The organism is Nostoc sp. DedQUE08 (assembly GCF_034530895.1).
Lineage (GTDB): Bacteria > Cyanobacteriota > Cyanobacteriia > Cyanobacteriales > Nostocaceae > Nostoc.
The window spans coordinates 210,320-234,279 of the sequence record NZ_JAVRCD010000004.1; the positions used below are offsets into that span (position 1 = coordinate 210,320).

The following is a 23,960-nucleotide window of genomic DNA, read 5'->3' on the forward strand; positions in this document are numbered from 1 at the left end:
CTACAAAAAAATTTCATGTATTCTCAATATTCACAAGGTAGCGACCTTAAACAGCAAATATGTCAAAAACGGCCAAAAAAAGCATATATAGCAGTTGCCTTGGTAGGTTAGGACATCAACCGATCGTCAAACCCCGACACCAAAAACTTTTAAGCCTATTGCCTATTAGCTGTTGCCTGTTATATCAAACCACCAACTAATAGGGTTGCTTGTAGAAGTAAAGACATCCCGCAACAGCAAACGTGTCTAAGTTAGTTTGGAGCTTATAGATGTTGGAGAAAATTAATACCCTCAATGGTTTTCAGGCAAACTTAGCAGACCAAGCAGCACTGGAAACTGCGCTCCTGAACCATCCAGAAATTGAAGAGTGTCGGGTATTAATCCGAGAAACAGAAACCGCAGATATGTGGTTAGTAGCCTACGTAGTTGCATCAGGAAAATGTTCGTTGGCACAGCTAAATGCATATTTGCAGGTTCATTTGCCAAACACTATCCTGCCTCAATCCTACGTTTGGTTATCCAGATTGCCGCTCACAAGTGAGGGACTGATTGACGATCGCCATCTAACTGATTTAGCCGTGATTGACATAGATTTGGTCGATCGCTGGGAATCGTCTTTGCGATCGCTCCCCTCGATCGAGCAAGTCGCAGTTATCGTACAAAACCAGACAAAACAACTGCCACCATTACACGTTTGGGATTTACTAGCGGATACTCAAACAACAAAGCTCAATTTTCAATTAGAGGATTCTGGCGTAAATCAACAAATTGAGCCTTCAAAATCTCAGATTTCTCAGCGAAAAGCCAAAGCAATTAGTCATGGCGAACCTTTACAACTGGAAACAGACGCAACCACTAACTTAGCCGAACTACTCCAAAGGGCAGCGTTACAAACTTCAAAAGGAATTACTTACATCCAACCCGATGATACTTGCCAAAACCAATCCTACGAAGATTTATTAGACGCAGCTCAACGGATTTTGGCGGGTTTAAGAAAATTAGGACTCGTACCTCAAAATCGAATAATTTTTCAATTTGACCGGCCTCAAGACTTCATTCCTGCCTTCTGGGGCTGTATTTTGGGCGGATTCATCCCAATTCCTTTATCCGTTCCTCAGAGTTACGATCGCTCTGATGGTTTCGTTAATAAATTAGCTCAAATCTGGGAAAGACTAGAACCAAGCTTAGTCCTGACTAGCGATCGATTAGCAGCTGAACTGAGAGGTTCCCTGATAGATTTGCCACTTGACAATTCGGCGATCGCTACCCTCAATGAGTTGCAATCTTACCATCCCGATCCTAACTGGTATGTTCCGGCGGCTGATGATTTAGCAGTGCTGTTTCTAACTTCTGGCAGTACAGGTACGCCGAAAGCAGTTATGCAAAGCCATCGCAGTCTCATCTGTCGGTCGGCTGCGAGTGTCCAGATGAATGGATTTACCCAAGAAGATGTTTCCTTAAACTGGATGCCACTCGATCACGTTGCCGGATTAGTGTATTTTCATATTCGGGATGTCTATATAAGTTGTCAGCAAATTCATGCCGTCACCGATTGGGTGTTGCAACAACCCCTGAAATGGCTTGATTGGATGTCTGATTATCGCGTGAGTGTAACCTTTGCACCGAATTTTGCCTATGGACTAATCAACGCTGCTGAAGCAGAACTTTCTCAGGGGCATTGGGATTTATCATCAGTGCGATACATCTTGAACGGAGCAGAAGCTATTGTCGGCAAAACTGCGAGAAGATTTTTAGAATTGCTGACAGCGCACGGACTCCCGACTACGGCAATACATCCCGTTTGGGGAATGGCTGAAACTTGTTCGGGAGTGACTTACTCTCACAACTTTTCTGGAGAATCAACTACAGATGAAGATGCATTCGTAGAAGTTGGAGCGCCGATTCCCGGATTTTCTCTGCGGATAGTTGATGCTCAAGACCAGCTCGTTGAAGAAGAAGCTATCGGAAGGCTGCAAGTAAAAGGATTGACAGTAACATCAGGTTATTTTGGTCAACCAGAACTGAATTCAGAGGTGTTTACAGAAGATGGCTGGTTGAAGACGGGAGATTTAGCTTTCTTACGACAAGGACGTTTAACAATTACAGGCAGAGAGAAAGACGTTATTATCGTCAACGGCTTAAATTACTATAGTCATGAAATCGAAGCAGTTGTTGAAGAAATTGCAGGTGTAGTTGTTTCCTACACTGCCGCAGTTGCAGTCCGCGATGGAGAAAGTTCAGAAAAGCTAGCTATCTTCTTCCATGCAGGTGGCGCGAATGAAATCGAAATTGCAACGTTGATGCAAACCATTCGTCAAAAAGTAGTCCAACGTTGTAGTATCAATCCCAGCTATGTAATTCCAGTTGAAAAAGCTGTGATTCCGAAAACGGCCATTGGTAAGATCCAGCGATCGCAATTGGTTAAACGCTTTGAATCAGGTGAATTTAAACCTATCCTGCGTCAGTTTGATATCCTCAGTGGCAATGCCAACACAATCCCTGACTGGTTTTATCGCCGAATTTGGTGTGTTAAGCAGTTAAATCACAAACATCGGCAGCCAGTTAAACTTCCGACTCAGAAATACCTCGTGTTTCTCGATGATTTAGGTTTAGGAAATTACCTGTGTACAGAACTCGAACGCAATAATCAATCTTATATCTGCGTTACAGCAGGTACAGATTTTATCAAATCTGAGCAAGGCGATCGCTTTACCATCAATCCCGAAAATCCCGATCACTATCGGCAGTTACTAGAGTCTTTGGCATCGAATATTCCCACTCAGATTTTGCATTTATGGACTTATAACGAGTCTGCGGGTCAAGTTTCTAGCCTAGAGGAACTAGAACGCGCCCAATACTTAGGGTTATATAGCATTCTATTTTTAGTGCAAGCCTTAGCAAATGCCAAGGAAAAACACCAACTACTAGATATAGACATTCAGTTACAAGTCATTTCTAACAACGTCCAGTTAACTAGCAGCAATGATGCGATCGCTTATGAAAAATCCACACTTATCGGATTATTGAAAACAATTCCTTTAGAACTATTTTGGTTGCACTGTCGGCATATTGACTTAGAAATTGGGTCACTGGAAACAAATGCAAAATATGTGTTTAAAGAATTAAATATTACTAAAAATGATAGTGAAATTGCTTATCGTCAAGGTCAACGGCTAGTCTCGTCACTCGCCAAAGTTGATATGCTTGCTAGTCCAACCCAGGAAATACCAATTAAAGCAGGGCAGACTTATCTGGTAACAGGCGGGTTGGGTGGAATTGGGGCTTCAGTTTGCCAATATTTACTTAAGCAATTTGGTGTGCGATTGCTGATTGTTGGCAGAACAAATTTGCCACCAGAAACAGAATGGTCGCAGCATCTCGAACAGAATACAGCGATCGCCAAGCGACTAAAAAATTATCGCTCGCTTGTAGCAACAGGTGGTGATTTATTATACAAATCTGTTGATATCTGCGATTTAACTTGCTTGCAACAGGCTGTCACTGAGGCAGAGTTGAGATGGAATCAACCCTTGGCAGGAATTATTCATCTCGCAGGTGAAGGCGACCTCAAACACCACTGGACGGTGATGGAAAATCACTGGATAGCTGTGGCTACACTAGAAAGTTTTCGTACCATGCTACGTCCGAAAGTTCAGGGCACTTGGACGCTTTTTCAACTGATTCAGAATCGACCAGATGCCCTTTTCATCGGCTTTTCTTCTGTAAATAGTGTGTTTAGCGGAGCAACCTTTAGTGCCTATGCTGCTGCCAACAGTTTTTTAGATGGTTGTTGTCAGTATCAGCAATACCATTACCATCCTGAGACTTACTGCTTTAACTGGAGCCAGTGGGATGATGTTGGTATGAGCGAAGGAAACCCCATCCACAGCCGGGAAGCAGCTCATCGCTTGGGGTATCAGAGTATCACTCAAGAACAGGGCTGGCGTTCCTTACTAGCAGGTTTATCGCGTCATCAACCGCAGCTAATTATTGGTTTAAATGGCAGTAATCCCCATATTCGTCGATATCTGAAGACAGAAGCCGATAACGTCAATAAATTAACCGCTTATATTACCACTGTGGATAGTGCAGGGTTGTATGGTTGGGAGCAAATGAGAGTTAGCGATCGCTTTGGGACTCCTAGCCATTGTGAAATTGTACACCTTGCGGAAATGCCCTTAACACAAACGGGTACGATAGACATTGCCAAAATTATTGGCAGCAATCAGAAGCACAACCAACCTTGGCAAGTAGTTTTGCCCCAAACTGACATTCAACGCCAGATAGCTCAAATATGGCAAGACGTACTCGGCATTTCTTCAGTGAGTATCGATCGCAACTTTTTTGAATTAGGTGGTAGTTCGCTCACCTTGGTTCGGGTTCACGATCGCTTACAAAAACAATTTGGGCAACATCTGTCACTGATTGACTTGTTCCAATATCCAACTATTCAGACCTTAGCAGAGTTTCTAAATCAAGCTCAAATGCCATTGCCGGAGCGATCGCAATTATCGCCATCCCATCGTTTGGGTAAGATGAAAGATACCCAGCAATTAGAAATTGCCATCATCGGTATGTCCGGGCGTTTTCCAGGAGCCAAAACACTCGATGAATTCTGGGAAAATTGCTGTAATGGCGTGGAATCGATTTCATTCTTCAGCGATGAAGAACTGGAGTTAGCCGGAATCGATTCTTCATCTTTGAATGATGCCAATTATGTAAAAGCTAGTGGTATCTTATCTGACATAGATTTATTTGATGCTGCATTTTTCGATATCTCGCCCAAAGAAGCTCAAATCCTCGACCCGCAGCATCGGCTGTTTTTAGAGTGTGCTTGGGAAACACTCGAAAATGCTGGTTACGATCCTGCAAATTATACAGGATTAATCGGGGTTTATGCTGGCATGGGGATGAATCTTTATGCAGGTCGAACTTACTGGAATCACAATCTTTACCCAAATCGCGATCGCCTAGAACACGTTGATGACTCGCAACTAGCGATCGCCAATGGTACAGATTTTCTCCCCACGCGGGTTTCATACAAATTCAACTTGCAAGGGCCCAGCGTCAACGTGCAAACCGCTTGCTCGACTTCCTTAGTTGCCGTCCATCAAGCGTGTCGGAGTTTGATTCAGGGAGAATGCGATATGGCTCTGGCTGGCGCTGCTGCGATCGCCGTACCTCAAAAATCTGGTTATCGCTATCAGCCAGGGATGATTCTTTCACCCGATGGTCACTGCCGAGCATTTGACGCTAACTCACAAGGAACCGTTGGCGGCAATGGCGTTGGCATTGTGATGTTGAAACGATTGGCAGATGCGATCGCCGATGGAGATAATATTTACGCCGTGATTAAGGGTTCTGCGATTAATAACGATGGCTCTCAAAAAATTAGCTATACGGCTCCCAGCGTTCAGAGACAGGCAGCAATGATTGCCCAAGCGCAAGCGATCGCAGATATTAATCCAGAAACTATTACTTACATCGAAACTCACGGAACCGGAACGACTCTCGGCGATCCGATTGAAATTGCAGCATTAACCCAGGCATTTCGTAGCAAAACACAGAAGCAACAATTTTGTGCCATTGGTTCTGTAAAGACTAACATCGGACATTTAGATACAGCTTCAGGCATAGCAGGATTGATTAAAACAGTTTTGGCACTCAAGCACGGATTGCTGCCGCCTAGCCTAAATTTTAAACATCCCAATCCCAAGATTGATTTTGCTAACAGCCCATTTTATGTAAATACAACTCTATCAGACTGGCAAACAGACCAAACGCCTCGGCGGGCTGGCGTAACTTCTTTGGGTGTTGGCGGTACGAATGTTCATGTTGTTCTAGAGGAAGCGCCCTCCGATTTTAGATTGGATGATGCTGATGACAATCCAAAATCCTTATTGACGGTTTCGGCAAAAACTGAGACAGCGTTACGGGAATTAGCTCGGCGGTATGTGGGGTTTTTGGAGTCTCAGAAAGAAGTATGTTTGAGGGATATTTGTTATACGAGTAATGTGGGGCGATCGCATTTTGACTATCGGCTGGCTTTGGTTGCCGATTCACCCGCACAATTGAGAAATCAACTCACAACATTTATTGCCGAAAATTCGCGCACTCGCGTTCAGGCTTCAGGGGTAGCTTTCCTATTTACTGGACAAGGTTCGCAATATATCGGTATGGGACGAGAACTTTACGAAACCCAACCTGTTTTTCGGCAAGCTCTCGATCGCTGTGCCCAAATCCTGGACTCATTATTAGAGCAACCATTGTTAGAAGTGCTGTATCCATTAGGGGAAAGGGAAAAGGGGAAAGGGGAAAGGGAAAAGAACTTAGGGCATCACATTCTGGATGAGACGGGCTACACGCAACCTGTCTTATTTGCTCTGGAATATGCATTGTCTGAGCTATGGCAATCTTGGGGTATCAAACCTAGTGTTGTTATGGGTCATAGTGTGGGCGAATATGTTGCCGCAACTGTTGCAGGTGTATTCAGTCTGGAAGATGGATTGAAACTCATTGCTGCACGGGGGAAATTGATGCAAGCACTACCGCAGACAGGGGCGATGGTAGCGGTATTTACTGATTTGGCACAAGTATCTGCGGTAATTGATTCATTGCCGGAGGTGGCGATCGCTGCAATCAACGCACCAAGACAAATCACGATCTCTGGTGCGGCTGGGGCGATCGCATCGGCTGTGGCTATCTTAGAAGCAACAGGAGTGCAAACAAAGTCACTGAAAGTTTCCCATGCTTTTCATTCGCCGTTGATGCAACCAATGGTGGCAGAGTTTGGGCAGATTGCGCAGCAAGTGAGCTACCGTACACCAAACCCGAATATTCGTTTTATTTCTAATATCACAGGGCAATTGGCAGGAGTGGAGATTAGCACGCCTGAGTACTGGGTGCAGCACGTGTTGCAGCCAGTGCAATTTGCTAAGAGTATTGTCAGCCTGTCAGCGTTAGGAAATTTTGCTTGTTTGGAAGTGGGGCCGCACCCAATTTTGGTAAGCATGGGTCGTCAGTGTATCCCAGAATCGGGACATCTGTGGCTAGGAAGCCTCAAATCGCAAGAATCAGATTGGCAGCAGATGTTGGGCAGTTTAGCGGCGTTGTATGAGCAGGGAATATCGGTGAATTGGTCGGAGTTTCATCGGGGATCTGAGCATCGGCGCGTGGCGTTGCCGAATTATCCCTTTGAGCGATCGCGTTTTTGGGTTGAACCAAACAAAGACAGTAGCCACAAAAATTTTCAAATTCCCTCTGCAAATCTCAAATCTTCTCATCCTCTGCTCGGTTCTAGATTGCACTTGGCAGACTCGAAAGAAATTCGTTTCCAGACCGAAATCAATTCTAATTTCCCTGCTTTTTTAGCTGAACATCGCGTTTACGGAAAAGTAATCGTGCCAGGAACGGCTTATCTAGAGATGGTTTTAGGGGCAGCAGCTAAGGTTTTGAAATCCAAAAATTTAATTTTAGAAAATGTCTTATATAAACGGGCATTAGTTCTATCAGAAAATGAAAAAACGCTCCAGCTAATTCTTCAGCCAACAGAACAACAAGGATATTCCTTTGAAATTTTTAGTTGTGAATTAGATGAAGAAGATTCACCATCTTGGATGCTGCATGTTTCTGGAAATGTCACCGCATCCAATCTCAAACCATCGCTGGAACTTTCTGCAACGCACTGGCTCCCCAATCAAGTAGCTTCCCACAACCAAACCGAACATTACCAACAGTTTCTTCAACGGGGAGTTGATTATGGTGCTAGTTTTCGGGGAGTTAAACAGTTGTGGTTGAATTCAGAAGTAGTAACAGGGGAAATTGAGTTACCCCAAACATGTGTTTTAGAAACAGATATCTATCAGTTTCATCCAGCATTTTTGGATGCTTGTTTTCAGGTTTTGCAAGCTAAATTCCCACAAGATAGTAGCAAAGAGGCTTATGTGCCGATCGCCATCAAGCGATTGCAAGTTTGCGATCGCCCCAGCAACCGACTATGGAGCATCGCCAAAGTACATCCTAGCCAGAACAGTAACAAAACACTGATTAGCGATTTGCAATTAGTTGCAGATGATGGTGAGATTATAGCGGTTGTTGAAGGTCTGCAACTTCAAAGGGTCGCTTCGGGAACATTGACAGCTTCTCCTCAAGTTCCGCCAGATTGGTTGTATCAAATCGAGTGGCGACCTCAAGCCCGAATGGGGCGATCGCTCTCACCGGATTACCTGCTCAATCCCAAGGACATCAGCCAAAACCTGATTCCTCAATTAGCCGAACTTTTAACAACAACCTCATCAAACGAGGAATTTTTACCCCAACTCGAAGCCCTCAGTGTGTCTTATGTAATCAGTGCCTTACAACAACTAGGATGGGACTTTCAACTCGGATTGCAGTTTTCCTTTACAGAAATAGCAGAACAGTTGGGGGTGATTAGCCAGTATCACCAACTGCTACATCGGTTTCTGGATATTTTGACTGAAGCAGGGTGGCTCAGACCTCTTGATTGTGTCAACGGCAGACATCACTGGGAAGTAATTAGCGCCCTCGATCGCCAAACGCCGCAACCAGAGCGATTGTTAGCCCGATTCCCTACCGGAGATACTGAAATCGCCCTAGTAGAACGCTGTGGTGCCAGCTTACCAGAGGTACTTCAGGGAAAACTTGACCCGCTACAATTACTATTTCCCAATGGTGATTTCACCCTGCTGACGCAACTGTATCAAGATGCCCCAGCTGCTAGAGTGATGAATACATTGGTGCAAAAGGCAGTTTCCGCAGCACTGCTGCGAGTACCACAGAAAAGCAAGATCCGCTTGCTAGAAATTGGAGCGGGAACTGGCAGCACAACCGCTTACATTCTGCCGCAATTGAATAATTATCAAGCTGAATACACCTTCACAGACATTTCACCTCTGTTTGCAGCCAAAGCACGGGAGAAGTTTCGGGATTACCCATTTGTCCGCTATCAATCTTTAGATATCAGCCGAGATCCAGCGACTCAAGGCTTGGAAGGGCAACAATATGATGTGATTCTGGCAGCCAATGTCCTGCACGCGACACCAGATTTACAACAAACATTGGCCCACGTCCACAGCTTATTAGCACCAGGCGGAATTCTGGTGATGTTAGAAGTCACCGATCGCCATTGTTGGCTGGATCTGAGCTTTGGCTTGACCCCAGGTTGGTGGTTGTTTGCCGATCGCTGGTTGCGACCGAATTACCCGCTCTTAAGTAGTGCCGAGTGGCAAGATGTGTTGCAAGCGAATGGATTTACATCGGCGGTGGCGATCGCACCTAAAAATCAAGTCATCGGTTCCCTGGCTCAGGCTGCGATCGTTGCCCAAAAAGGAACCGAGAGCCATATACCACAAAACTGGCTAATTTTAGCAGATAGTCAAGGTATCAGTCAGAAACTTGCTCGACGGTTTCAAGAACGAGGAGATACTTGTACTCTAGTTTTTCCCGGACAGGAATACGAACTGTTGAGTGAGTTCGAGTTCAGGATTAATCCTCAGAAACCGGAAGATTTTCAACGGTTGGTTTCGCACATACTTAGCAAGCGATCGCGTCTCTCAGGGGCAGTACATTTGTGGAGCCTGGAGACTAGAGAAACTGCACCAACCTTAAGCGTCGAAGATTTGCAAGCAGCAACCCGTATTGGCTGTGGCAGTACTCTGTACTTGGTGCAAGCGCTAGTTAAAAAGATGGGTATAACGCCACCTCAGTTATGGGTAATAACTAAAGGAGCAGTTGCCGATAAAGCTGGATTAGTTCAATCGCCCCTATGGGGAATGGGGAAGGCGATCGTCAAAGAACACCCAGAATTACAGCTTCGCTTGATAGATTTAGACCTCCAAGAAAATTATCGGCTAACTCAAAACCCCCTTGATGCACTATTTACAGAGTTGACATCACCAGATCGAGAGAACCAAATTGCATTCCGTAATGGGATGCGTCAAGTGGCAAGACTGGTTCCTTATCGTAACTCTCATAATCGAGCAGATATCCCCATCCATTCAGATAGTACCTACTTAATTACTGGTGGATTAGGGGGACTGGGACTGCTAATTGCCCATTGGTTAGTAGAACGTGGGGCAAAGCACTTAGTTCTCATGGGACGCAAAGGGACAAACGAACACAGCGATCGCCAGATTCAGCAGCTTCAGGCACAAGGTGTATCGGTGATGGTAATGCAAGCTGACGTGTCTGTGCAGTCACAAGTGGCGGAGGTATTGGCAGAAATTGGCCGCAGCCACCCGCCTCTACGCGGCATTATCCATGCAGCCGGAGTTTTGAATGACGGAGTTTTACTCCAGCAAACTTGGGAGCGCTTTCATCAAGTCATGGCACCGAAAGTACAAGGTGCTTGGAATCTGCACGCATTAACCCAAACCTTACCGCTCGATTTCTTCATCTTGTTTTCTTCGGCTGCTTCTGTTTTGGGTTCTGCCGGTCAAGCTAACCACTGCGCTGCCAATGCCTTTTTAGACGCTCTAGCACATTATCGTCATCAATTGGGATTACCGGGATTGAGTATTAACTGGGGAGCTTGGGCTGAAATTGGTGCAGCCGCCGAGCGTCAGTTCGGTAAGCAACTCCAACATCAGGGAATGGAAATGATATCGCCATCCCAAGGTTTACAGGCTTTAGAGCAGAGCTTTTTTTGGGAGGTTGCTCAAGTAGGTGTGATGCCGCTCAATTGGCTGACATTTATGCAGCAATTCTCACCGGGGAATTGTCCGGCATATTTGGCAGAGTTTTCTCAACTGGCGGTTACTCAATCGACATCACCACCGCCGATGGAAATTCAGCAGCAATTGCAAACTCATAACTTCAGCGATCGCTTGCAGATTTTAACCATTTACCTGAAAGAAAAGATTGCCAAAGTGTTGGGTTGTTCTGTGGATCGAGTCGATGCTAATCAAGCACTGAGCAAAGCGGGACTAGATTCTTTGATGGCGATCGAAATCCGCAATCGGATCATCACAGAACTGAAAATTGACCTTTCTTTAGAAAAGTTTGTTGAAGGTTCCAGCATCAACCAACTAGCAGACTTGTTATTAAAACAGCTAGCTTTACAGGGACTCAACGAAAATTCGGCGATGGAAATTACTGAGGATGTGGAAGAAATAATACTATGAACCTAAATGCCCTTTTAGCCGAACTTTCAGACCGGGGAGTGAAATTATTAGTTGATGGGGAACAACTCCGCATTCAAGCACCTAAAGGAGTTATCACTCCCGATCTCCGAAATGCTTTAGCTAACAATAAAGTAGAGCTAATCCGGTTACTACATCAGAACAAAATCGGGGCTGCTTCCATCCCTTTGGTTCCGGTTTCACAAACACAAAATGTGCCGGTATCTTTCCAGCAGGAACGCCTGTGGATTTTGGCTCAGTTAGCTGCTGTAGAATCTGCTCATAATATTGCTCAAGCCTTACGGCTGGATGGCGATTTAGATTTAAACTGCCTCCAAAAAAGTCTTAATGAAATTTTCCGTCGCCACGATGTCTTTGGGACAACATTTGGGGTGTGGGAAGGTAATCCCGTGCAAAATATCACTGCACCAGAACCGTTTAAATTATCTGTTTTAAATCTCGAGCATTTAGATGCAACCGAACAATTAAAAACTTTCTGGCAAATTGCCGATGAAGCAGCCGAAGCTCCCTTTGATTTGGCGATCGCTCCTTTATGGCGGATTAAACTCATTCGCTTAAATGCACGCGAGCATATTCTCTTGCTCGTCATTCATCACATTATCAGCGATATGATCTCGATGGGTTTATGGATTCGAGAACTGGCGACAGTCTACACTCATTTCTACAAGGGACAGCCTTCTCCACTGCCAGAACCTTCCATCCAATATCGAGATTTTGCCGTATGGCAGCGCCAGTGGCTCAACAATGATGCACTCAAAAGCGAACTAGCTTACTGGAAACAGCAACTAGAGGGGGCATCATTTGAATTAAAATTACCCATCGACCATCCCCGACCGCCACTCCAGAATTTCCAGGGTCGGCGAAAGTTTTTTAAACTCGATCCTCTTCTGTGGGCTGCAATCAAACAACGAAGTCACGAACAAATGGGAATTACTTCCTTTATGACTTTCGTAGCAGCGTTTAAGGCTTTGATTTATTTGTGTTCTCAGCAGGAAGACATTTTAATTGGCTTTACCGCCTCTGGTCGAGTTCATCCGCAAGTAGAATCTCTGATTGGTTTTTTTGGCTATCCTTTGTTGCTGCGTACAGATTTGTCTGGCAATCCCACTTTTACCGAAGTACTTAGCCGAGTGCGATCGGTGTTGTTATCTGCTTATGCTCACCAGAATGTCCCCTTTGGTAAAGTCGTTGAAGTCATGGGGTCGAGTCGGGTTGCCCAAGATACTCCCTTTTTTCAAACATTCCGCACCGGATTAAGCTATGTCAACAGCCAACTACCAAGCGACCTAACAAATTTACCCAATCTGACGTTTTCATTGATTGATGAGGGGATTTGGGGGCCGACTGATTTAGATTTATATACTTATATTTACGAAGTCGGTGCAGATTTACAAATAGGAATTGCATATAACATCGACATATTTGAAAGTGAAACAATCGACGCTTTTGGTAATGCTTTATTCCAAATTTTAGCACAATGGGTTGAGTCAAAAGATATTTGCCTCAATGAATTGAGACTACCAACAGACCTTGAGAGAAAAGCAAGATTAGCTAGGAGCCGATATCAAAAGCAAAAGTTGGCGATCGCAGCTACTTTTACCGCCGATTCGGTTGCAGATTCTCTAAAATTCTGGATGCAGCAACTCAATTTACCCTCACAAATCACCTTTGCTCCCTATAACCAGGTTTTCCAACAACTGCTGACTCCTGATAGTCTTTTATCGCAAAATGAAACGGGAGTCAATATTGTTCTAGTGCGGTTAGAAGATTGGATTAGGTTACAGGATTCACAAGAGTTATCTAGTAACGAACAAAAGAATTCTCTTGAGCGCAATACTCAGGATTTAGTTATAGCATTACGTCAATCCTGCGAACAAACTCAAATTCCCCATTTGCTTTGTTTGTTGCCAAGTAATTCAATAATTGCTGATGCAGAAATAGCAAATTTTTTGCAATCATTGGAAGCAAATTTATTAACAGAACTTGCCGATATTAGTGGACTGCATATTATTAATTATCAGGAGTTAGCAACAAGCTACCCAGTAACTAACTTCTATGATGCTTATAGCGATGAAATCGGACATATTCCATTTACGCCAGCATTCTTCACAGCATTAGGAACAATGTTGGCGAGAAAAATTCACTGCCTACATAGACCGCCTTATAAAGTAATTGTCTTAGACTGCGATCAAACCTTATGGCAAGGTGTTTGTGGCGAGGATGGAGTTGAGGGCATTGTCATAGATTCATCCTATCAAGCATTGCAAGAATTTATGATTGAGCAGTGCGATCGCGGGATGTTGCTATGTCTGTGCAGCAAAAATAATCAAGCAGATGTCTTTGCTGTATTAGACCAACGCTCCGATATGCTGCTAAAGCGTCACCATTTGGCGGCTTGGCAAATTAATTGGCAGACTAAATCAGAAAACTTGAAATTGCTGTCTCAAGAACTAGGGCTGAGTTTAGATAGCTTCATCTTTATTGATGACAATCCGATCGAATGCGCACAAGTCCGCTATCACTGTCCAGAAGTTTTAACCCTGCAATTGCCCACAAATGCTACTGAAATTCCCGAATTCCTGGCTCATATCTGGGCATTCGATCGTCTCAAGATCACTGTAGAGGATCGACAGCGAACGATTGTTTACCAGCAAAATCGCCAACGTCAGCAAGCGGCAAACGAATCTCTCACGTTGCGAGATTTCCTCAATAGCCTCAATCTGCAAGTGGATATTATGGAAATGCAGCCCTCCCAGGTAGATCGTGTTGCTCAACTAACGCAGCGAACAAATCAATTTAATACCACCACCTTACGCAGAACGTCGGCTGAAATCAAAACCTTTTGCCTGTTAGATACTCATACTTGCTATGTTGTGGATGTAAAAGACCGCTTTGGTAATTATGGTTTGGTGGGTATGATGATGGTACAGGCCACAGCATCAGCCCTGGTGGTAGATACTTTATTACTCAGTTGTCGAGTGTTGGGCAGAGGAGTTGAATATCAAATGCTCAACTTCCTGGGTAAAATTGCCCTGGCACGCGGACTAAAGCAAATCGATATTATTTACAAACCCAGTTCCAAAAACCAGCCTGTTGGCGAATTTCTCGAACAGTTGACAGCAATTGACAAGGAACGTTTAGCAGAAAGCTATTGTTATAAGTTATCAGCAGATGATTGTCGAGCGATCGCTATTGCTTCTGAACGATTAGACAAAGAAGCAAAACATTCGGCATCTGAAGGGAATTTAACGCAAAGCGATCGGGCAATACCCCAAAAATCCGCCAATTACACCACCTTATTCCAAAAAATTGCTTCAGATTGGCATACACCAGAGCAGATTCTCCAGCAGATGGAAGAGTCTCAAGTTCAATACCAACAACAGCATCAGACATTTGTTGCACCCCGCACCGAAACCGAGAAACACTTAGCTGACCTGTGGCAAAACTTACTTCACAGATCCCCAATCGGCATCTACGATAACTTCTTCGATTTGGGAGGGAATTCTTTGTTGGCAGTGCAACTGCTGTCTCGGTTGCGAGAAACCTTACAAGCGACCATACCCATTCATCAATTATTAGAAGTCCCAACAATTGCGGGAGTGGCTCAAGTCATTGAAGCGATCGCTCAGACAGGAATGGCTGCCAATTTAGCGATCGATTTGGCAGTAGAAGCTGTCTTAGATCCGGCAATTCGTCCAACTACACCATTCAAGTTGATCGCTCAACCCCAGGCGATTTTCTTAACTGGAGCAACCGGTTTTCTCGGTGCGTATTTAGTAGACGAACTCCTGCAACAGACCACAGCTAATATTTATTGCTTAGTGCGAGCGCAAGATGTAAAACAGGGCATCCAACGTATCCAAAGCCATTTGCAAGCATACGGACTTTGGCAAGAAAAGTTTCGCTCCCGGATCGTTCCAGTCATTGGTGATTTGGCGTTACCCAACTTAGGTCTGAACGAGTCACAATTCCATCAACTTAGCGAGGAAATTGATGTCATCTATCACAATGGTGCTGTCGTCAATTTTCTTTATCCCTACGCCAAACTCAAAGCAGCCAATGTCCTGGGAACTCAGGCGATTTTGCGTCTAGGCGCTCAAACGAAAGTCAAACCCGTGCATTTTGTTTCGACGCTGGGCATTTTTTCGGCTCCTGCTTATGCAAACGCTAACTCCATTCCAGAATCCGATGAATTGGCAGAATTTCAAGGGTTGCAAGGGGGTTATTTACAAAGTAAATGGGTGGCAGAAAAGCTGGTCATGCAAGCACGCGATCGCGGACTTCCTGTATGTATCTACAGACCAGGTGCAATTTCTGGACACAGCCAAACGGGAATCGCCAATGTGGATGACTTCTTTTGCAGCCTGACTAAAGGCTGTATCGAACTAGGTATGGTGCCGGATTTGGAATTCCCCCTCGATCTGACCCCAGTTGATTATGGTAGCAGAGCGATCGTCCACCTCTCTCAAAACCCTGACTCCTTCGGCAAGGCATTTCACCTTGTTTCTCCTGATTGTCTGTCTTGGGGTAAATGGTGTGAGTTAGTTCGGTCTTTAGGTTATTCGCTAGAGCAAGTTTCTTACCATGAGTGGTATGCTAAATTGCTACACAATGCGAAACACAATATTCCAAATGCTTTACATGCTTTTCTGCCATTGTTAGACGAACAATTATTAAAGAACGTGCAGTTACCAGCATTTGATTGCCAAAATACATTGACTGGACTTGCTGACACCAATATTATTTATCCAACAATAAACACCGAATTACTCAATATCTACTTTGGCTACTTCAAGAAAAGTGGATTTTTCAGCGGAATTTAGACTAAGCAGCAAAAAACAACGCAGGAATGCTGAGTTGAAAACAAGCAGGCTTCAGGCATGAAAGTTGGCAATGTTAAGTAGATTCTGGTTGTTTTTTACGTGGCAAGGAATTATGTCAAACCTGCGTGCTGTGAGGGTTTAATGCCATGAAACCTTAAAATGAGAATGAATTAGCGATCGCTAGATATTTACCACTACCAAGATTCTTATGGCGGTGGATGCAGTCCCGCCGAGGTCAGAAGGCGACGCAAGTTAACGACTCCAACCCGATTTAATTGCAGAGCTGACACTGTTGCTCGACCACAGGGAGTTTTACCAATAACCTGTGTAAAATCATCGTTTCAGCTAAAATGCTCTGACCAAAGCTGCTGACGAGGATGAAACAGTGCCACCTCAAGTTTTGTTTCTGGATTGCAATAGCTGGTTTTAGTATGCTTTCGACCATTGCAGCCATAACACGACCAAGCTAAATTTTCTACAAAGGTTGAGCCGATCCAAATTAAGAACAGATGTGCTTTTAGAATTACCCAAGGAATGTTTATAACGACCAAAAAGCAGGTTATTAATCATGCGTTTAAGTTTTTGCATAAATCTGCTTCGGTTTGATTAGTTTTTATTAAAATATAAATCTTAATAATATGTTATATTATTCATCTCATTCTTAAAACGGATTATTAGTAAAACAATTAACTAAAATAGACAGATAATTTAAGTATGATTTTCTCGTCGGAAATTTGACGTTAGCAAAAAGATATAAAAATATGCCTTGAATAGTAAAGCTTTGAGTTAGAGCAGACAGACTTTAGTTTTTAATAGCTGATGTTTGGAGAGTTTTAATCAACACTAATCATACTGTAGGTAGATCCAAAACAAATGAGAAAATATTCAAAATAGAGTTACAAATATTAATAATTTCTGATCGTGGATGAAATCTTGTGTAGCTGCTTCTGGAGATGGAAAAATGGTTTTTATGGAAAGTAAACGCTTGCTCTTCGTTGCTGACTTTCCATCTGTACAGCAGGGTAAAGACTTTTCTCAAACTTTAGTCCAAATACCACCGTCACCGCATTGCGAAGTTTGTGTAATTGTTCCAGTTCGCAATGAAGCTCAGATGTTGGCAGCAACCCTTACTGCCCTGATACATCAAGTTGATTTACAAGGACAGCTTTTAGATCCCAGACGCTACGAGATAATTTTGTTGGCAAATAATTGTAGCGATGAGTCAGCAGCTATAGCCCGGAGTTTCGCCCAAGAACATCCAGATATAGCACTGCATGTAGTGGAAAAAACTCTGCCTCCTGCACAAGCTTATATTGGTCGAGTGCGTCAGATTTTAATGGATGAAGCACACCGCCGTTTGTGTAGCTTAGGACGCACAAGGGGGGTAATCGCTTCAACTGATGGAGACTCGCAGGTAAGCCCAACTTGGATTGCTGCCAATCTGTATGAAATTAACTGTGGTGCTGATGCTGTAGGTGGGCGAATTCTTGTTGAACGCACTGGTCGTGCGGGTCTACACCCTTACGCCAGAGCTTGCTATCTGCGTGAAGTGGGCTACCACTATTTAATAACCGAGTTAGAAACTTATCTCGATCCCGACCCTGATGACAGCTTTCCCCGCCACTATCAACACTATGGAGCAAGTTTGGCAGTAACAGCAGAAATGTATGCACTGGCGGGAGGCTTACCACCAGTGCGGACTCCTGAAGATGAAGCTTTTTACCGTGCTTTGGTACGGGTAAATGCCCGTTTTCGCCATAGTTCTTTAGTGCGAGTAGTAACTTCGGCCAGACAAATTGGACGTACCAATGTTGGTTTAGCAAATCAGCTGAATGAATGGATAGAAATGGGACGGCAACAACAACCATTTGTAGTCGAGCCAGCAGGGGCTATCGAAACTCGTTTTGTTGCCCGCCGTCAATTACGAGTGATGTGGTGGTGCGTTCTTAATGGCTATCAACCAGATCGCAATAGCGTCGTATCCTTGGCAGAGATGCTGGGAGTTTCAGTCCAATGGCTTTTAGAAAAATTAACCCAACCTTATACCTTTGGTCAGTTGTTTGAACAAGTCGAAGAACGCCAGCAGTCAGAACAAATTTGGGCTTCGCGCTGGAAATTTGTGGAAATTGAACAAGCAATTGGAGACTTGCGCTTGCGTCTTGAGAGTTTACGGCTCAGTTACAGCAAACTCCACGGAAATTCGACCCAGGATGATTTGGAACTAACTAAAGAGCTTTACCCTACGAAAAGCCTAGAAAATAGGGGTCTTAAACCCTCGATCTAAGCGCGTCACAAAACAACCAATCACACACAGCGTCGGGAGGAATGCGCGGTTGAGGTAGCATTCGCTACGTCAACCAATCTCTTATCGGACATACAGACAACCTGTTTCTGATGAGCAATTCTGCGATAGCGAAGCGGTAGCGAGTATTCGAGCGTCGCGTCTTGATTCTGACGCCTTGGCGGAGCGTTTCCGGCTCCGCTCCTGAATTACTTCTTCAACCGAAAATTATTGCACGCTGTACGTGATAGCGTCGGCGTCAGGTAGTTTACACTCGCTCGAATAAATCAAGTCGATATTCTTCATCCCGTTGACCTTTTAAATGCCGCAGTTTATTTGGGGTCAACTCAAAAAACGAGTCATGAACTTCATCTCCACTCAATGGATAATCACGGGCATAAAGTATCCAATGAACTAAAAGTAGATGTCCTCCAGGTTCCAGGTGTTCCAGAATGTACTGTTGGGATTTTTTCAGGTCTTCCCAGCACCAGTAATAGCCAACTTCTGAAACTAGGGTCAAATCAAACATTTCATCAGGATATTGCTCTGGGACACGCATAATCTGGAACTTGATATTGGAGAGATGCTGACAGCGCTCTTTTGCTCTATCCTGCGCCAATTTTGATACATCAACTGAGAGCAGTGAGTCACAACGTTCTTGCAGTTTTTCAGTTAAAACGCCAATGGAACCACCGATTTCAAAGGCAGACCGATAGCGGTCTTTGGGTAAAGCTGCAATTGTGGCAGCATATTTGTTAGCTTCGTAAATACTTGTCTCAAACTTCCACGGGTCTGGATTTTCGCTGTAGAGTTTATCAAAGTAGCTAGGTGGTAGGGAATTAGATTGTAACGGGTTCATCGGTTTTCCTCTATATAAACTTCCCAAGGATGAGTAAAATTTGCTAACATTTCGGGAGTTAGGCGAAAGCCTTCTGGATCGTCATCAATTAAGTCTGTAGTTTGGGAACGATAAGCAGCGATCGCTTGCTGTTTCAACTCCACCACTGCGCTAATATTCAATCGCCAAGTTGTCACCTCAAGAGGTACTGGCAGACTCTCTCGTTGGTCAAAGTCCCAATCCCAAATCGGATACTCAATCAATCGGGGGGATAAGGGCAAGTCATTCAGCACTGTGTGAATTAACTTCCACGTCGCTCGGTGGTCTGTATGAGGGTCATATCGCCAGGGTAAAAAGATAATTTGTGGGGCGATTTCTGTAATGTAAGCACGACAACTAGCTACTGCACTTTGATACTGTGTTGAAATTGACCCATCCTGCATTCTACAGAAGGTGACATCATTCACCTCTACACCCAGCAATTTTAATGCTGATAGCGTTTCTGCTTCCCGCAGAGCTAAAAGTCTAGCTACGGGATATTTCTGGGAACGAGGGTGTGAAAGAGTACCATCACTGATGACTAACACTTGCACATGACAATTTAAAGACCGTAATAGAGCGATCGCACCTCCACAACCTAATGTCTCATCATCAGGATGGGGTGCAACAATCAGTACTGGGCTACAAGCGATCTCGTTAACTGAACGCCAGGGCAAAACATTAGGATTGTCTAGTGGTAATGCAATCAAGCCAAATTCATTCATCATTCCAAAGTATTGAAGCCGGATTACTTTCATGCAAGACATATTGCCCGACATTTGCCAAGGCTGCATCAAAAGCAGGTTGACGCAGATATAGAGTCAAATCTCGGATAATTCGTTCCATCGGATTTGGTGGTAGTAAGCCGCGAGTTCCCACAGAACGTTGACACAAATGCATCACATCAATGCAAATTTGTTCAATTGCTGTCCTGACCATGTTGGCATAGGCGACGAGTTGGTTTGCTTGCGGGTGAACAATAGTGGGATCGCCACCAAACACTGGTGCATAGGCTGCTACTCGATCCGCAGCCCCCCGCAGCCAGAGATTACCACTTTCAATGGCGATCGCCATTCTGCCAAGCCGTTCCTGTTGATATGGATCGTTTGTATATTCCAACTTTTGTAGATACTGACGAGTTAGGTTAAACAGTGCTTCTGCTCCACCTAGTTGCACAGCAGCAAACCGAATTACCCCAACAGATAACCAAGGCTGTCGATAGTAATCTCCTGGCTGACCGATTAAATAGCTTTGATCCAACTCGACACCGCTAAAATCCACTTTGTAACTAGCAGTAGCTCGCATCCCAGAAGGTTGCCACCAAGCGGGATCGCTAAGAGTTGTCACTTCGTCCATTGGCACAATGCACATTTGCCAACCGCCCTCTGGCAATACTCCATTCACGAAAGGACGTTCAACATAGCCAGTACCACTACAAAACGTTTTAGAACCTTCCAGCCGATAACGCCCATTCTCACAAGGAATTATCTTCACACCATCAGAGGCTTCAGCATTCCAAACGCCAAATATTTTCTGGCGATCGCGGGCATCATCAGCGCAGCTTGCGATCTGTTCTATGGAACCAAAGGTCTGAATCAGTTGTAGGGCGTTGATATGTCCTTCATAAATTCGCCCAACTGCCAGATTGCCATGCCCTATCTGCTTTAATAGCATTAAAAGCTCGTAGGTAACATTAGCATCAATTCCTGCACCCCATCCGCCTAATTCTTTCGCTAATGGTGCAGCCAATAACCCAGCCTTAGCAATTAGCTCAAACTCTTGCTTGGGAAAAGCAGTATTGCAATCGATTGCAGTGGCATTGTTTAAACAATAATCCGCAATTTCTGCGGCACGTTTGAGATCCAGAGCAATGTTGGAATTATGCCATTTTGGGATGACGACATTCTTTAATAATTGGATGCTAATAGCCGACTCCTTTCTGTAATATTTCTTTATATCTTGTTAAGAAGAATTAAATTAAATAAGTTAACATCTCTATCTTTTGTATGATTATATACCTAACAAAAGGGAGATTATTATATGCATAAATTATTTTTTGCGTAGGACAATGGAGTATACTTTAATTTTAGCAGAATCACCAGAGTTTAACCATCAACTCTCATCTGCCAATATTAAACGTGCCAAATTAGAAGAATTTCATTAAGCAGCGTATAACTATTCAGGTAGAGCGTATGATGCAACTTTTGAACTGATGGATGCGATATTGCTGACGCGAAACGCTTACAGTTTGGTAGATTTATTGCTATCATTGAATGTCTGCTTGATTAAGAGTAGCGTTAAGTAGGCCGGCAGACAATACTTGTCGGGTTTTGGGGGAAGGAGAAAAGGTAAAAAAACCCTTATAACAATTTTTTATAAAGCTGCATAGAATTCGATCCCCCCTAACCCCCCTTAAAAAGGGGGGAACCGGAAAAACATCTATCAAAGTCCCCCTTTTTAAGGGGGATTTAGGGGGATCAAGATATGTGCAACTTCACATTAAATTGGTATTAACCCTTATCCTTTAGCCCTTTCCCAACAATGAACGAGGCTAAAATCCTCTTCCTTTCTGCCCGATCCCAACTACTTAAATCTTACTAAAAATTGCTTTTATCTCAGAACTTTTAGTAGTAAAGTAGATATAAAACAACCCATCTTCTATTGGTTTTTCTAAAACTTTAGCATAAATATCAGCGCTTAATTCTTTTGAATAATTTGGTGATAAAACTAATTTAATATTACTGAATAAAGAAGGGATGACATCTTTTTCTATATCCTTGGGACGTACCTCGGCTCCCTTAGTGGACAGTTTAACTAAACTGCCTTGAAAAAGGGTTTTTTCAATGTGCTTTTCATCTAAAATTGTATATTCTATTGGTATTGCTTCAGCTAAGGGTAGTAATCTTTCTTCTTCTTGAGTTAAAAAGAGATTGTATTTTCCAATAATCCCGCTAACTTCGTAAATATTTATCGGTAGTTTAATTCCTTTTACTTGTACTTGCTTTTGTCCACAGATTTTAACAATTGACTCTACTTCTCTAAATGTCGATTCTGAAATAACAATCTGTCCTCCAATTGTATAGGATTCAATACGATAGGTGAGATTCACCTGGCCACCGACTACACCATACTTGGTTCGGATATAAGAACCAATATTTCCAACAACAACTTCGCCGGTGTTGACAGCTATTCCCATTTCTAATGGCGGCAGATTCCACTGCTGCATCTTTTCATTTATATTCATCATTGCTAACTGCATAGCGATCGCACAAGCAATAGCCCTTATAGTGTCGTCTTCTTTGGCAGTAGGCGCACCAAACAATACTAAAATACCATCGCCTGTAAACTCATCAATGGTTCCTTGATATTGGGTAATGATATCTGCCATTGATGCTAAATAAAAGTTGAGAATTTGAACAACCTTTTCCGGGGGTAATTGTTCCGAAATACTGGTAAATCCTCTTAAATCGGAGACGAGTATGGTGATTTTACGCCGTTCGCCCCCAAGCTGTAAACCTTTTGGGCTTTCTAATAAGGTAGTGACTACTTCTTTGCTTAAGTAACGCCCAAATGTATAACGAATTTCTCCAGCAGTACGGGCGATGTAGACTGTAATAGCGATCGCAGATCCCAACAATGCTAATAATGGTGGTACTACAGGTATCCACCAACTAGCGATAAAGGCTGTATATGTACTAGCCAATAGCACACCTGCTGCCAAAATTGGGCTAGTTATTTTCTGGAAGGATAAAAATTTTATCCCACCTGCATATCGCCATTGCCAAGTTAGACTTGCACCCACAAAAGACCACAAAAAAATCCATCCTATTTCTATTGGCTGCGACCAACTCTTAATTAGTGGGCGACCTGCTGTAGCTGCACTGATAATTTGGCTAGCCATATTCGCATGAATTTCTACCCCAGGCATAGGTTCAGGAGAAGTCAACAAATCACTACTATAGGGAGTGAAAAATAAATCCTCAAAACTCTCGCTGACGTTACCAATCAAAATAATGCGATCGCGTCCCCATTCTGGTGGTACCTTGTCTTCTAAAATATCTGTCATCGTGACTGTAGAAAAGCGCCTAGCTGGCCCCCTGTAATTTATTAAAATTTGGTAGCCACGGTCATCAGCTCGCACATAGCCACCATCATTAGCAGCAAAAGGGATAAATCTTGTCTTTCCTAACTGCCAATTTTTTGTCTGTCCAGAAGTTTGGGGTGCAATACCTTCGGCATCGAGATAAAGTAAAGCTAAATATAATGCAAAACTGTAAATAGTCTCTCCATTTTTATCTGTTAAGTAGAGCAAACTGCGTCTTACCTTTTTATCTGGATCTAAAACCAAATCATTTGCACCTACTTGCCCTTTATCTTTGAGTGCTGGTGGCGGGTCAATTGGCTCGCGTTGGTTATCTCCTACCACTCTTTGAATCCCGACTAAATTGGGGGTAGATGTAAATACTTTGGTTAATTCTTGATGTCCTGGTTCTACAGGTAAATCGCGGTAGATATCTAAACCAATAGCTCGTGGTTTCCTGGCTTTTAATTTTTGCAACAATTGAGCATACAGACCATCTGGAACGATTGGCTGACGAATTTTTTTCATGTCTGCAAGATTTACTCCCACAATGACAATTCGATCGTCGGGTGCTTCTTGGGGTCGCAGACGCATATATCCATCAAAAGCCTCCAACTCCCAAGGCTGCATTAAACCAGCAAAGCGTAATAAGATGACTACACCAGCCACACTAGGAGTAGTAATCAAAACACCGCGCCATTGCCACAGTAGCTTTTTCCACTTTCTCCAGATCATCTTG

7 protein-coding genes are annotated in these 23,960 nt (G+C 43.7%); 3 read left to right on the forward strand and 4 right to left on the reverse strand.

The window, feature by feature from the left end:
- Positions 1–269: 269 nt before the first annotated feature.
- The 3 genes from RMY64_RS04480 (at position 270) to RMY64_RS04490 (ending at position 18,266) form a co-directional block, all read left to right on the forward strand.
- The gene (locus RMY64_RS04480) at positions 270–11,141 is read left to right on the forward strand and encodes an SDR family NAD(P)-dependent oxidoreductase (protein ID WP_322699413.1); all 10,872 of its coding nucleotides are present in this window, start codon (positions 270–272) and stop codon (positions 11,139–11,141) included.
- Complete coding sequence (locus tag RMY64_RS04485) at positions 11,138–15,982, forward strand: thioester reductase domain-containing protein (RefSeq protein ID WP_322699414.1); 4,845 nt, start codon at positions 11,138–11,140, stop codon at positions 15,980–15,982. The genes RMY64_RS04480 and RMY64_RS04485 overlap by 4 nt, the downstream gene beginning before the upstream one ends.
- 925 nt (positions 15,983–16,907) lie before the next feature.
- On the forward strand, positions 16,908–18,266 hold the full coding sequence (locus RMY64_RS04490) for a glycosyltransferase family A protein (RefSeq protein ID WP_322699415.1): 1,359 nt from the start codon (positions 16,908–16,910) through the stop codon (positions 18,264–18,266).
- 265 nt (positions 18,267–18,531) lie between these two features.
- On the opposite strand, the gene RMY64_RS04495 is transcribed toward RMY64_RS04490, so the two are convergent.
- The 4 genes from RMY64_RS04495 to RMY64_RS04510 all read right to left on the reverse strand — a co-directional run bounded on the left by RMY64_RS04495 (position 18,532) and on the right by RMY64_RS04510 (position 23,956).
- Entirely contained in the window at positions 18,532–19,122 is a 591-nt protein-coding gene (locus RMY64_RS04495) for a class I SAM-dependent DNA methyltransferase (protein WP_322672799.1), read from the reverse strand.
- Positions 19,119–19,868 (reverse strand): PIG-L family deacetylase, encoded by a 750-nt coding sequence (locus RMY64_RS04500; RefSeq protein ID WP_322672798.1) that lies wholly within the window; start codon positions 19,866–19,868, stop codon positions 19,119–19,121. Before RMY64_RS04500 ends, RMY64_RS04495 begins: the two co-directional genes overlap by 4 nt.
- Positions 19,858–21,096: an acyl-CoA dehydrogenase family protein gene (locus tag RMY64_RS04505; protein WP_322699436.1), complete on the reverse strand. Its 1,239-nt coding sequence runs from the start codon at positions 21,094–21,096 to the stop codon at positions 19,858–19,860. Before RMY64_RS04505 ends, RMY64_RS04500 begins: the two co-directional genes overlap by 11 nt.
- Positions 21,097–21,727: 631 nt before the next feature.
- On the reverse strand, positions 21,728–23,956 hold the full coding sequence (locus RMY64_RS04510) for an adenylate/guanylate cyclase domain-containing protein (RefSeq protein ID WP_322699416.1): 2,229 nt from the start codon (positions 23,954–23,956) through the stop codon (positions 21,728–21,730).
- Positions 23,957–23,960 lie beyond the last annotated feature (4 nt).

Coding starts and splice junctions, on each gene's coding strand:
- RMY64_RS04495 (WP_322672799.1), bottom strand. CDS start 19,122: ATGAACCCGTTACAATCTAATTCCCTACCACCTAGCTACTTTGATAAA.
- RMY64_RS04490 (WP_322699415.1), top strand. CDS start 16,908: ATGAAATCTTGTGTAGCTGCTTCTGGAGATGGAAAAATGGTTTTTATG.
- RMY64_RS04510 (WP_322699416.1), bottom strand. CDS start 23,956: ATGATCTGGAGAAAGTGGAAAAAGCTACTGTGGCAATGGCGCGGTGTT.
- RMY64_RS04500 (WP_322672798.1), bottom strand. CDS start 19,868: ATGATGAATGAATTTGGCTTGATTGCATTACCACTAGACAATCCTAAT.
- RMY64_RS04485 (WP_322699414.1), top strand. CDS start 11,138: ATGAACCTAAATGCCCTTTTAGCCGAACTTTCAGACCGGGGAGTGAAA.
- RMY64_RS04480 (WP_322699413.1), top strand. CDS start 270: ATGTTGGAGAAAATTAATACCCTCAATGGTTTTCAGGCAAACTTAGCA.